This is a genomic window from Pseudoalteromonas aliena (assembly GCF_038155085.1).
GTDB lineage: Bacteria > Pseudomonadota > Gammaproteobacteria > Enterobacterales > Alteromonadaceae > Pseudoalteromonas > Pseudoalteromonas aliena_A.
Genome location: NZ_JBAKAU010000001.1, coordinates 532,564 through 545,492 on the forward strand (window position 1 = coordinate 532,564; position 12,929 = coordinate 545,492).

At 36.3% G+C, this 12,929-nt stretch carries 15 protein-coding genes; 4 read left to right on the forward strand and 11 right to left on the reverse strand.

Going from position 1 to position 12,929, the window contains the following annotated elements; all coding sequences use genetic code 11:
* The first annotated feature begins 315 nt into the window (after positions 1-315).
* Complete coding sequence (locus V6260_RS02425) at positions 316-918, forward strand: thiamine biosynthesis protein ThiC (protein ID WP_341592505.1); 603 nt, start codon at positions 316-318, stop codon at positions 916-918.
* Positions 919-1,201: 283 nt separating this feature from the next.
* Here V6260_RS02425 and V6260_RS02430 read toward each other — a convergent pair whose 3' ends face one another.
* Together V6260_RS02430 and V6260_RS02435 are read right to left on the reverse strand one after the other, a co-directional pair.
* Positions 1,202-2,116, reverse strand: coding sequence for a phytanoyl-CoA dioxygenase family protein (locus V6260_RS02430; RefSeq protein WP_341592506.1), 915 nt, complete (start codon positions 2,114-2,116; stop codon positions 1,202-1,204).
* A 464-nt stretch (positions 2,117-2,580) separates the two neighbouring features.
* Positions 2,581-3,555 carry a transposase gene (locus V6260_RS02435; protein WP_341592507.1) on the reverse strand — a complete coding sequence of 325 codons (975 nt, stop codon included), beginning with the start codon at positions 3,553-3,555 and terminating at the stop codon, positions 2,581-2,583.
* Between the two features lie 114 nt (positions 3,556-3,669).
* On the opposite strand from V6260_RS02435, the gene V6260_RS02440 reads away from it, so the two are divergent.
* On the forward strand, positions 3,670-4,332 hold the full coding sequence (locus tag V6260_RS02440; RefSeq protein ID WP_341592508.1) for a transposase: 663 nt from the start codon (positions 3,670-3,672) through the stop codon (positions 4,330-4,332).
* A gap of 479 nt (positions 4,333-4,811) precedes the next feature.
* On the opposite strand, the gene V6260_RS02445 is transcribed toward V6260_RS02440, so the two are convergent.
* The 5 genes from V6260_RS02445 to V6260_RS02465 form a co-directional block, all read right to left on the reverse strand.
* On the reverse strand, positions 4,812-5,549 hold the full coding sequence (locus tag V6260_RS02445) for a hypothetical protein (RefSeq protein ID WP_341592509.1): 738 nt from the start codon (positions 5,547-5,549) through the stop codon (positions 4,812-4,814).
* The gene (locus V6260_RS02450) at positions 5,539-6,645 is read right to left on the reverse strand and encodes an ATP-binding protein (RefSeq protein ID WP_341592510.1); all 1,107 of its coding nucleotides are present in this window, start codon (positions 6,643-6,645) and stop codon (positions 5,539-5,541) included. The genes V6260_RS02445 and V6260_RS02450 overlap by 11 nt, the downstream gene beginning before the upstream one ends.
* A gap of 130 nt (positions 6,646-6,775) precedes the next feature.
* Positions 6,776-7,321, reverse strand: coding sequence for a hypothetical protein (locus tag V6260_RS02455; protein ID WP_341592511.1), 546 nt, complete (start codon positions 7,319-7,321; stop codon positions 6,776-6,778).
* Between the two features lie 117 nt (positions 7,322-7,438).
* Positions 7,439-7,675: a hypothetical protein gene (locus V6260_RS02460; RefSeq protein WP_341592512.1), complete on the reverse strand. Its 237-nt coding sequence runs from the start codon at positions 7,673-7,675 to the stop codon at positions 7,439-7,441.
* A 274-nt stretch (positions 7,676-7,949) separates the two neighbouring features.
* On the reverse strand, positions 7,950-8,558 hold the full coding sequence (locus V6260_RS02465) for a cold shock domain-containing protein (RefSeq protein WP_341592513.1): 609 nt from the start codon (positions 8,556-8,558) through the stop codon (positions 7,950-7,952).
* A gap of 405 nt (positions 8,559-8,963) precedes the next feature.
* On the opposite strand from V6260_RS02465, the gene V6260_RS02470 reads away from it, so the two are divergent.
* On the forward strand, positions 8,964-9,584 hold the full coding sequence (locus V6260_RS02470; protein WP_007586765.1) for a trimeric intracellular cation channel family protein: 621 nt from the start codon (positions 8,964-8,966) through the stop codon (positions 9,582-9,584).
* A 70-nt stretch (positions 9,585-9,654) separates the two neighbouring features.
* Here V6260_RS02470 and V6260_RS02475 read toward each other — a convergent pair whose 3' ends face one another.
* Together V6260_RS02475 and V6260_RS02480 are read right to left on the reverse strand one after the other, a co-directional pair.
* Complete coding sequence (locus tag V6260_RS02475; RefSeq protein WP_341592514.1) at positions 9,655-10,164, reverse strand: DUF421 domain-containing protein; 510 nt, start codon at positions 10,162-10,164, stop codon at positions 9,655-9,657.
* Between the two features lie 107 nt (positions 10,165-10,271).
* Positions 10,272-10,712, reverse strand: coding sequence for a GNAT family N-acetyltransferase (locus tag V6260_RS02480; protein WP_149592324.1), 441 nt, complete (start codon positions 10,710-10,712; stop codon positions 10,272-10,274).
* A gap of 108 nt (positions 10,713-10,820) precedes the next feature.
* Here V6260_RS02480 and gloA point away from each other — a divergent pair, with 108 nt between their 5' ends.
* Positions 10,821-11,348 carry a lactoylglutathione lyase gene (gloA, locus tag V6260_RS02485; protein WP_096793154.1) on the forward strand — a complete coding sequence of 176 codons (528 nt, stop codon included), beginning with the start codon at positions 10,821-10,823 and terminating at the stop codon, positions 11,346-11,348.
* A gap of 61 nt (positions 11,349-11,409) precedes the next feature.
* Here gloA and V6260_RS02490 read toward each other — a convergent pair whose 3' ends face one another.
* Entirely contained in the window at positions 11,410-11,742 is a 333-nt protein-coding gene (locus tag V6260_RS02490; RefSeq protein WP_341592515.1) for a hypothetical protein, read from the reverse strand.
* A gap of 144 nt (positions 11,743-11,886) precedes the next feature.
* A complete protein-coding gene (htpX, locus tag V6260_RS02495) occupies positions 11,887-12,750 on the reverse strand; it encodes a protease HtpX (RefSeq protein WP_341592516.1) in 864 nt (287 codons plus the stop codon).
* Between the last annotated feature and the right edge of the window lie 179 nt (positions 12,751-12,929).

A 12,929-nucleotide genomic window follows, 5' to 3' on the forward strand; every position in this document is an offset into this window, starting at 1 on the left:
AAATACTCAAAACTAATGCTCTCTTGGTAATTAAATGTTGATTTACTAAGAGGGTATGAGGCGCTACGCTTTTAGAGGCATAAACGGCTGAATCAAAACAGTTTTACAATTTAATTTTGATTTAAAAAGCCAAAGTTTTAGCCTATTTGTTGTTAATTATTATTTTTATAGGCTTAAGTGAAATAATTAAGTAACTTTACCTGTCTTATACCTACAACGATAAACGCTATTTAATACAAATACTAAGCAGTTTGATACATTCAAATCCGCAAAACCTGTTGAAAGCGTCAAATATAAAATCAAAAGAGGTCCATAATGGAATTTACACATAAACGCACCACCCTAATTACAGCATCGCTATTGTTGATATTGGCGATATCACAGGGTATTTATTCAGCCCTATACAGTGCTGAAATTAGTTTTTCAAGGCAGGTTTCTTGGGGGCTAGAAGCACTGATTTTTACTTTACTTGTTGCCTTTGCAGGCACAGCTATGGTGCAAGCAAAAAACGCTCAACTAGGCTGGTCGGCTATCGCGTTTAGCGCAGTACTTAACATAGTACAAGTGAGCATTGGCCTTACTTTGTTTTCTACATTTGGAAAAGTTGCGGGCACAGTAGAAGGCGCACAACCTTTAATTGGTGGCGTGGTTTCTTTGTCATTCATGATTTACTACGCAGCTAAATTATTATTAGGATTAGCAGCACTTGTATTTGGCCTATCATTTATCGCTAAAGGCGGCAAAACCATTGGTAGTATTACAGCCCTTGCAGGTGCAGTTGCAATGTTAGCCAATGGTATTTTAATTACCTGTGGGCGTGATGGATTCTTGCCATCAGGTTTTGCTGGCGCCTCAGGCATGATTGCAACGTTACTTTTAGCGATATGCTTATTTGGTCTTTACCGTAAACAAGACTAAGGCTTAATGCTTTATTAGTAAGATAGTTACTTAAATAAGTTATGAACATCGGCGCATAGCATATTAAATATGTGAATTCGCCGATGTTTTATGTTTAGAGCATTGCTCGATTACAATAAGTGAATTTGTTCGAGAATGTGATCCTCATCAAAAGATTTAAGCGCGCTTTCACAGCAGTTAATTATAAGATGCAACATTGATTATCCTAATTATTATTAGTACAGGTGCAGCCAATTAAAGGATTCGTATACCTTGACTAAAAAATAAATGGTTTGCGTTTAGCTTAAAGCGAGCGCCTAGTTTTTCGACTGAAAATCTTGTAAATAATTAAATTTTTTATAAACACTAAATCTTTTGCATAACCCCTAAACTCTTGAAGCACGTTCATTTTGCATTCTATTTTGTACTTAGCGTTTGTATTTAAAACCTGAATAGATTCGCCATTTATTTTTTCTTCTAACGCCTGCTTTATTTCGGCATCACCTATATTTTTATCTCCAAGTAAAGATCTTAATAAAACACTTTTTTTAGGGACCAGCTGCTGAACTTTAAGCATATTAATACGTTTTTCGTGGCTCTTAATACTTGGATCACAAGCTGGCATTATCGTATCTTTGCTCTGAAACGATATTTTTAAAACCCTTCTTTGAATTTCATTACGATTTGGACTTGCTCTATGAACAGCAGTTCTATTAAACAAAAATGAATGACCTTTTTTACCCGTTATTCTATAAAAGTTTGAGCTTTGAAATAGCCCAGGAAAATATCCAAACTTTTTATTACATACTTCGAATGCCCCGTCTTCATTACCCACATCAGTTAAATAAATAAACAAACTAACATGTTGTATAGCGTTATCATTAAGATTATGAAGACAATCTATATCTCGGTGCCAACCGTTTAAAAAGTTATCTTTAGCAATATGAGGACTTGAATTTAACCCATCTATTTCATAAGAGTGACAGTGATAAAGTACCGGATTAGGAATCACATTGTATATGAGTGACATCAATTTAGGAGTGAAAATATCATCCATTAACCCTAGTTCGTACATATCTAAAGCATCTACGTAACGCCTAGCACTATCTTGTTTAGAAAAAATATTATCGAATTTATTGTTTAAATAAGCTACTTTTTCTTCAGAGTACAAAGGTTCTAATACTAAAAATGATTCATCAACTAATCTTTTACTATGCATATTTGTACATTCCAAATAGAACGAAACAAATTAAAGCAGACCCATAAATAGAGATATATTCACTCAAAGAAAAAATACCTATGATAGAAAAAATTAGAGTGGCAACTCCAACCATGATCCCTATCTTTTCCTTTATCCGTTCTTTAAAAAATTTATTCATAATTTTGATGCCTAGGTAACTGAAAAATATGCTGATTATTATAGCTTACTTAATAGATAGATTACCTAACTTATTTAAAGGCGATCTCTGGCCTTTATCATCTACTATCCAAAATTAAGAGTTTTCCAATAATATGCCAAAAAATTCGCTCTTCAGGCTAAGAATTTATCTTTTATTACTGGGTTACTTTATTTCATCCGTTAAATGAGTCATTAGCTCTATTAAGCCTAAATTACACGCATGAAAACAACTGCATAATGCAGTTGTGATTTATTATTGAATTGTTTTACTGAGTAGTTTAAGTTTATGCGAGTAGCTTTTCGCAATTACTGATATTTATCCGCCGCTTGCGGTTTAAATTTTCACAGTAACTTGCTTGTGAAGTGGGCCTGCCTACTGCACCGTGGAATACGCGCGTAAATTGTGTGGTGAGTTTTAACCAGTTTTCTGGGGATATATTAAGTCTTTCTAACAAAGGAAGGTTCATATTATCAATATGCCCGCGTTTATCCTCTCGTATTATTCGCCCTGTTAGCTCAACAAGTTCAAGGTACGATTTAAGCTCAAACGGCAACCCTTTAGGCATAATCTGACGTGGCATACCTGCAAAACGTAGTAACAGCTTAGGTTGTTTACCTTCTGCCGCGCATGTTAAGCGATTTTGTACACTGGTATGGTCTGATTCCTCTGGTGTGTTAGCCATTTTAGCTCTAATGGGATTTAAATCGACATACGCCATACAGGCTGCAAGTGCTGCTTCATCTAGTAATGCTTGCGATTTAAACCTTCCCTCCCAGAATCGTCCTGTGCAGTTATCTTCTTTATTTGCTCTGCGCGCAATGTCTTCATTTAACAAACGCATAAACCAGCTGATACTTGCTAAACGTTCGCGATATTGTTTAACCGTTTGATTGAAAAAGATGAGTTCAACTTTACTTAGCTTTTCACCTTGTGCATATTTTTGCGTAAGTACAGTGCCTTTACAGAGTTTATGCCAGCGAATAACAATCGCTTTATCATTCAGCCTATTCGCTTTTTTGTCATCAACATACAACACTAAGTGCGTATGATTGCTCATGACAGCATAAGCACATACATCAATACAAAATACCTTCGCTAACTCAAGCAGCCTATCTTCAACCCACCCTCGCCGGTGCTCAAAAGATTGACCAGTAAAACGGTCTTCTCCACATAAAAATGCACGACGAACACAGCGTGAAATACAGTGATAGTATTTTGTATCAACCAAACTTACTTGACGCTTTCTTGCAATTGCCATAAGACACTCTGCTCGCTTTTCGCACTAACTAAAACGTAGTCCTAAATTTTGAAAAGAGCAAAATTTAGGATGGGTGTCACTGTTAATTTTAAACTCAGGGCTGTTCGCGACTTAATGCGTAAACGAATGGACATTGTTCAACAGTCCACTAAAAACTTATTATCGGTGCAAAGTTGTTACATGCGACACCTTGGATACAAGCTCAGTAGCAACAAAATAAAGCAAATGGCTGCTATCAGAAAAGGCGTTGATACTGAGCAGGTACACGCAGATTTTAGCTCAATGAATACTGCATTGTCAGTCATTTCTAACCTCTCATTAATACGCTGTGCTCAACAGCAAATTAATGCGATAGAGGGCGCTATTTTAAAACAAACATCACTCTCCCCTGAGTTTATAAACCTAACAAGTATTGATGGTATTGGGAATACTTTAGCGCTGACTATTATGTTAGAAACTGGCACGATTAAACGTTTTGATAGTCCAGGAAACTTCTCATCGTATTGTCGCTGTGTTAAAGGGGCAAGGTACAGCAATGGAAAGAAAAAAGGCGCTACGAATCAAAAGAATGGTAATCGTTATTTAGCGTGGGCCTTTACTGAAGCTGCTAATTTTGCAATTCGTTATAGCCCAACAGTTAAAAAATATTATCAACGAAAACTGGCTAAAACAAACAAGGTAGTTGCGATTAAAACAGTTGCGCATAAGCTCGCAAGAGCGTGTTATCACGTGCTTAAAGACAATGTACCATTCGATGAACACAAGGCGTTTGCTTAGGCCTATTAAATAAATTAGGTTAACGTGTTGAGCTCGTAATGGGGTTGGTAAAACCATTAGATTTGATTGAGCCTGCACGTTAACCGCTCATATTTTAAATACTGGATATGCCCAATGTTTGAGCCACACAGGGTTGGTTATGTGTAAGCATAAACCACAGACTTGTTATAGCGCAGTGTGTAAACACAGCCAGAACTGGACTGACATTGGTACTAAACGATGACTGAGGCGAAAGCCAAGGGCCTTAATTAATCATCAATAATGCTTAATTAAACTGCCTAAATTCATATGGGTGACTGGTGCATATTCACACCAATCGACGTCATTACTAGGTGCGTAGTCATATTTAAATTGAGTTTAAATAATAAGAACACTTGGTTTTTGAATAAAAAGATCAAGAAAACACAGCTGCCTGCTTGACCGGAACTTTCTAATGGGTGACCCTTTTTCTTCTGTTTTTGTTCCGTTTAAATGCCTTGTTAGATTTTCATAAAATCAACTAATCTTTGCGTGATACCTTTCGCATCTGAAGATCCTGTATCGTCTGGCATACCGTTTGTTGAAGTAACTGTAATCTCTATATTCCCTATTTCATCTTTAATTTCTCTTAGCTTGTCTTGGAAATCTCGTTGATGATTTTCAAGAGCTTCTTCTAAATTATTTTCAGATGCTCTTCTGAAAATCCATGCAATAATACCCATAGATATAACAACGACGAAAATAGAAAGAACATCCCAATAACTGCGCTTAATGAAACTAGTATGTTTAGTAACCTCATTTTTACCATTATCATCTATATAATGTACTTGGTAATAAAGAGTATTTTCAGAAAACATAACTAACTTTATCTTTGAGTTATTTGAAAACCTATCTAGTGAAATTTGAAGTTTCTTTCCATTTGATTCTTGCTTGAGCACATCTTCATCACTCAGCACTTCATATTTTGGAGCGTTTTGTGGAAAAGTTACGATTATCTTAATATTTTTTGATGTTTCGTTTCCAATATTCCTAAGGACTAAAGTATCTATATATCCTTTTTTTCCTGTCAACGAATTTAGATTGGTAGATTCTTTGCTTGAAGTTATTTCTACGGTTTTGCTTAAATCCGAAATACTATCACTCAAAACAAAACCTATAAAAGCAACTAAGAAACTAAGGATAGAAATAATTAACGTAGCTTTTTCAGAAAGACTCATTCTTTTATAGTTAGTAGACATGTATATCTCCCTGCGTGTATAAGTCTAATACAACGTGTTCTGTGGGAACGTCACGCCTATTTGTGAATTCAATATACTGAAGGTTTGCGTTATTGGAGGTTAAACTTTTTAAGATCGTTACTGCTTCTGCATAAGTACGATTATCATTAACAGCTAGATAACTATCGCTAATTATAAAGTTGGGGAAATTAAATAGTTCTTCTTGGGAAATGATAGCAATAGATAGGGTTATCAAAAACCTAGAGTAAGTTTCAGCCCCGAATGACATTGAAGTACTTTTATTTTTTATGAAGTTTTCTAAACCTTCAAACTCTTCCCTATAAAAACCTACATGGTTATTAATATTAAGGAACACTCTTTCAATTTCAGAAATTTTCCTAGTTAACTCTTGATTAGAATTTTGTTTTATTTCAGCAAACTTCAAAATCGCATTAAGAAGTAAGTTTTCTTTTTCTTTATAAGAATCAAAGAAACTCCCCTTAGTATCTTCTACACATCTTTGTGGAATATTAGCTTGCTTATGAGTATCCAAATTCGCAAGTAACTTATTAGAAAAATCTTCGATAATAGATTTGAATTTTTTGTTTTGGGCTACTTCTTTTCTGAGGTTAGCAATATCGTTTTCAACCACTCTAAGCATAGACATATTAATTCCGCATATTGAATTAATAGCATCCCATTGTTTACGTCTATTTGTAGACTTCATTTCAGATAAAAAACAAAAATCTAATATTGTTAAAGCCGACTCACTGTTACTTTGATAAATATACTCAAGGGAAAGAAGCTCTTTAAGATAATTATCCCACTCTAAAGTTTGAGCTTTAAATTCTTTGATATTTTCTTTTTCATTAACCCTTATAAGAGCACTTCCGATTTCTCTACAACAACAAATCTCTCGTTCATTGAATGCAATGTTTAATTCAATATTTGAAAACGAATTATGTGTAAAAGACTTATCTAAACCAAGAGAATATCTAATACAATTAAAAATAGTTGTCTTACCAGAAGCATTACCTCCCAAAATGTAATTCAATCCATTTTTAAAGTGAATATTGACTTGCCCCATCTTTAACGATATTAACTTTATGTTATTCACCAACACCTCTATTTATATGAAAACTGTGGAAAATCTAACGCCTACTTAAGCGGAAAAATATAGTTAGCTAAAATGTTGAACGGAGTGAAAACAGCCAACTGTATTTTTTCGTTTGAAGTTCTTGTAAGCTTTACAACTCGGCGATTACAGCGTAATAAAATTTCATAGCTAATACCCATTTTTTTATATCTATTTCAATGTGCCAAGGTTTTCCATACATATCTCCTTTTAACGAACAAACTCCGTTCCAATACTGACCGATGCCACTATCAAGCTCAACGAATGTTAAACTTACAGCTTTTGCATGGATAATTTTATTACAACACTCCCTTATAGAAAGCTTAACATTGCCATTTAGGCATTTTGCAACATCTGAATATCGCTCGAAGGATTCTTTATCAGGACAGTATTCGGGATCATCGGCTTTGAATTCATTTGTATCTTGAATGATTCGTGTCCGACTAGCACACCTGATCAGGTAGTCACTAACCGTTGCTTCCAAAACCCCTTCATAGCCGATAAGTTCACCTTCAAATTCTGAAAGTGTTAATTCACATTCTTTTTTAGTGTCTAAAGTAGATTGATAATACTCAATCATTGATCGACTACCATGAACAATTTGTTCAAGAAGCAATAAATCTTCTTCGATAGAACCGTAATAGATTGGATGTGACATACTTTCCTTGTAAAGCTAACGCCTCGTTAACCGGTGCGTAGGATGATAGCGTTTTTGCGCCTTTTGTTTTCTACAAAAACGATGGCGACCGGTTACGCTTCCGTGTTTAACGAGTTGTTAGGTGTTTTTATCACTTTTGTCTGGAATATCATTACACAAAGCACACTCTACACCTTTTCGTGATTGATATAGTCTTGAACATATGAATACTGCTGTTGTGATTGAAGACCAAATAGAAGCAAAAATTAATGATTCTTGTACTGAATGCTGTTTAAGCAACTCAACTATAAAAAGTAAGGCCGCTACTCCAAGAAATACTTTTAATGCTCTAACGAACCAAAACTTAAATCCCATTTGAACTCCAAACTTGAGAAACACCTAACAGCTTATTGAACCCCACTTTGGTGGTTTATAACACCCCAAAACGGCGCATATTACATTGTTCGATATTTACGCTAAATAACTCTATTAGTAACAACTAGCTACAAGAGTTATCCAATGACCTTTGTTATTTAGCCCCAAAACGACTTTCAATAATGTTATGGGGAAAAACTTACATCGCTGCATTTATACACAGCAACTAATTCTATTTTATTAAACCAAATCCTTAACTAATCGATTTATAAGATTACCACTCAGTTTTAAACCGTGAATCATTTTCACAAGGTTTTCCATCACCATCCATTTTTGTATTTGGGCAGTTGTTAATAAAAAATACCGCCTCTTCGCGTGAGCGCATTTCAGTACAATATTGCCTGCCATCACACGTAAAATTTTGCGTGTTTTTAGGAATAACGACTTTTGGGTATTGCTCGTCAAAGGTGGCTAAGTCTGCGTTAGTAATAACGGGAGTGTGGTTATTAAATTGCTCGTTACTTTGATAATGGGTGTATTTATTTACTGCGACAAAGCCAAGCACGGCGATAATGCTAATTGAGGCAACTTTGCCTAAAAAGCTACTGGCAAAATTAGATTTAGCCATACGGTGCGGCTGATTACAGTGTTTTTGGTAAGGGGCTTTAAGCTCTGCAACGCCTTCTATGCGGCAGTTAACTGCTTTGCTTTTACCGTCGGACTGCGTAGCAACTTCAAAATAAATGGTGTCGCCAACTTTTGGCTTGCGGCTCATGTGTTTAAGCGCTGATATGTGTATAAACGTGTCGTGTTCTAGGGTGTCTGATTTAATAAAACCAAAACCTTTGTCGGTTTTCCACGTTTTTAACAATCCCTTGTGCATGTATCCGCCTATTTTGCTTAAGCTGCGTTTTACGAAAATCCCATTTAGTTAACACTTGTTATTATACGTTCCTAAATTAAAACCATGCAACTAAATATTCATGTTGCGTTAATTTTTATACTTTACCTAATTAACTTAATCTTTAAATTCAGCAAAAAATAAACGTGATAAAAACGACTAAACCTCAACTTGTTTTATTTATAATTTGCGGCCAAATGTCCTTTAATTCATATCAACCATTACGTACTCACCCACCAGCTTAACAGCTTGTTTACACTCAGTTTTGTTATTAGTTATTTCTATCTAAATTAACCTTTTTTAGTACGATTTTTCATTCGTTATTTACTTAATTTATCTATACAATCCACACCTTATTTTTACGCACGTATTTTAAGTGATTATCTCATGTTACTAACCGTTGTTTATATTATTGGTATTACCGCAGAAGCCATGACCGGCGCACTTAGTGCTGGGCGTATGAAAATGGATTGGTTTGGTGTTGTACTGGTTGCCAGTGCTACGGCCATTGGTGGTGGTAGCGTGCGAGATATTTTACTAGGCAATTACCCGCTCACCTGGGTACAGCACCCTGAATATTTATTAATTACGTGTATTGCCGGTATTGTGACTACGTGGCTGGCTAAGTGGGTGGTTAAATTTAAGGGCATTTTTATGCGCCTAGACGCCCTTGGTTTAGCTGCCTTTAGTATTATTGGCTGCCAAGTGGGGCTAAATATGGGATTGCATTATGGTATTTGTGTAGTGGCTGCGGTTGTAACCGGTGTATTTGGTGGCTTACTGCGCGATTTAATATGTCGCCAAGCGCCGCTTGTATTACATAACGAGCTATACGCGAGTGTATCGTTACTTGTAGCTTGTTTATACTTGGCACTGCACCATTACAATATTGATGACAACATCAGCATTATTGTAAGCCTAGTTGCAGGCTACTTAATACGTATGGCATCAATACGCTTTAAATGGCGCTTACCTACCTTTAGTTTATTAGAGCAGCACGCTAAATAACTTATGCTTTAATACCAAATAAGGCAGGTAATATACCTGCCTTAGTTAATATAATTATTAGCGTATTAATTTAATGCCCGCTTACATCACTTAACGCGGTTTTTAAGCCGCTGTTATTTTGCTTAAGTACACTAAAACTGCCGTCGGTTTCGAGCACTACGGCGGCAACATCTTCTATGGCTAATATACCCGCCCCACGAATAGCGGCGCGAATTTCTGATTTAGTTACCCACTGCGACTCAAGTGCTGCCGTGCAGTATTCACCATCACTTAGTAAGAGCGTGGGCTCTGCTTTTATGAGTGAAGCAAATTTAGATGAGCGCACACTAAGCCACGTAATAACATATTGCAGCCCTATTAACACAACAAACGCGAGTATGCCCTCTATCAGCGCAACGCTTTTTGAAATGATCACCGAGGCTAAAATAGATCCCAGCGCAATAGTGACTATAAAGTCGAACACGTTCCATTTAGAAAGCGTACGTTTACCCGATATACGCAGCCAAAACACCAGCGCGATATAACCTAGTACGCCAATGATAAGTACACGTATTAAGCCCTGCATATCATCAAAAAACATAGTCACTCCTTTATATGCGTTATTTACTTTGTGTAAGTAATTTCTGCAGTAGTTAATTAAACCCTACATGGCACTTAGTTAAATAACGATGAATAAAGCGCCCTATTTTATTTTGCTAATTGTTTTACAAACTTAATTTTACTGAGCATCGTACTGTGTTTATCGACATAGCCACCTATGTAATAGCCATTTGTGATTAACATAGTGAGCATTTGAGGAAACCGGTTCATCGATTTTACATGTATATGGGTATAGCCTTGCTCCGCGGCCCATTGCTCTTGCCTAATAAGTAGCTTTTTAGCTATACCACGCCTTCGGTATTTATGATGTACGCCACCAAGCCAGCTATAAAACTGCGAATTAGACTGCTCATAGCCAATTTTAAAACCGACTAATTCATTTTCATGGTAGGCCACTAATATAAGTGCTTTTTTATTATTTAAGCGGCTATCCAAAGCTTGGTTATCAATAGTGGTTAAAAGTTCGGGAATATGTTTACTTACAGCGGTTATATCCTTAAATGTGCCCGTGGTTATTGTAATAGCCATGTACTTCCTTATTTTAAAATTGCGCTATGTAATTTAAATGACGGTTGATTATAATAATTTAAGCATTATATCTCTATTTTCGCTTCTTAATTTATACAAAGGATTACCATGTCTAACTATAACGAATCGCCAGAGCAAATTGAACAGGCCACTAAAGGCTATGTGATGCAGCAAACTATGTTGCGTATTAAAGATCCAAAACCGTCGCTCGAATTTTATCAAAATGTATTAGGTATGAAGCTGTTAGGTAAGTATGACTTTCCTGAAATGAAGTTTACGCTGTACTTTTTAGGCTACGAGCCTGAGCAGCCAGAAGGTGATGATAAAACTAAGGCTAAATGGGTATTTGGCCGCCCTGCGCTAATAGAACTTACCCATAACTGGGGCACTGAAAACGACGATAGCTTTGAGGGTTACCACAGCGGTAACCAAGAGCCTAAAGGCTTTGGTCACATTGGTATTAGTGTACCGGATGTTTACGCAGCCAGTGAGCGCTTTGCAAAATACGATGTAGAGTTTGTTAAAAAGCCAGATGATGGCTCAATGAAAGGCTTAGCATTTATAAAAGACCCTGACGGTTACTGGATAGAAATACTCTCACCAGAAGGCATTACCGATATTATTTTTGGTAAATAACCAGCTCCCAAACGCTAAAAAGCCAGCTATTACGCTGGCTTTTGTGTTTTTAAATAAACAATTACTTATAAGTAAAAGTCACTTCATCCATTTTAGCTAACACACCTGAATCAGACTCAGAAAAAGTAACTTTATTAGTTACCGCGGTAATATTATTGAAGGTTATGACTACTTCACCTTCCATTACTGTATTGCCATTATTAAAGCTAACATTGTTTGATGTCGTCTGAAATTTATTTTTATCATCAAATGAGAGGTGTACGTTGCCTATATATGTTTGGGTTTTATTATCCAAAGAGTAAACTTGCTTATTCGCTGTAATTATATGCTGATTAGCTAAAACAGAGCTTGATAAAGTAATTGCAACAACAGCTAATACTTTAAGTAACATCATACTTATTTCCTTATATTAGAGAAATTAAAAAATTAGTGAGCATTTTTTGTACTTCAAAAATATTTACATAAAAGGTACTTGATTACAAGTATAAGTAAAAAGCCAGCGTTTAAGCTGGCTTAAAATACTTAATAACTTACATAATTACTTACTCAGTGCATCTATTCGCGCATCAAGCGGCGGGTGAGATGAAAACAGCTCAGCCATACCTTTACCACTTGCAATACCAAAAGCCATCATAGAACCTTGTAATTGCGATGGATGGTTTTGCTTTAATCGCTCAAGGGCGGAACGCATTTTATCAGCACCTACCAATTTAGCTGCGCCGCTGTCGGCTGCAAATTCGCGTTTACGGCTGTAACTAGCCACCACTATGCTTGCAAGCACACCAAATAATACTTGGAATAACATATCGAATAAAAAGTAAGACCAGCTACTACCGCCCTCTTCTTCATCACCACTTAAAAAGTTGTCAACTATGCCTGCTAGTACTTTTGCAGCAAATATTACAAAGGTATTTACCACGCCTTGTATTAGCGTAAGCGTTACCATGTCGCCGTTAGCTACGTGCGATACTTCGTGGGCAAGTACGGCTTCGGCTTGGTCTTGGCTCATGTTATGTAATAAGCCTGAGCTTACCGCCACCAGCGAGTTGTTTTTACTTGGGCCAGTTGCAAAGGCGTTCATTTCTGAGCTGTCGTAAATTGCCACTTCAGGCATTTTTATACCTGCTTTTTGTGCTTGTGCAGATACGGTTTGTACAAGCCAATGCTCGGTTTCATTACGCGGTTGGGTAATTACTTGTGCGCCTGTTGATTTTTTAGCAATCCACTTAGACATAAATAACGAAATAAACGAGCCACCAAAACCAAACACAGTAGCAATTAGTAAAATTCCACCAAGGCTACGATGGCTTAAGCCCAGCACACTCATTATTATTGAAAGCACTACACCTAATACCAACATAACCGCTAGGTTAGTTAATAAAAACAAAAATATACGTTTCATATTGTCCTCACAAAAATAGGTTTGATCACCGAACATAAAAATTAAATTAGGTTAAAGCAACCACTGCGTTATGACACACTATGTCATAACGTTAGCGCCATTCTGTGACAAACTATGTCATAACGCAAGTGTTATTTGTGGGTTTATAAATAAATTTTTTTGGAGTGTTTAGAAGCGTG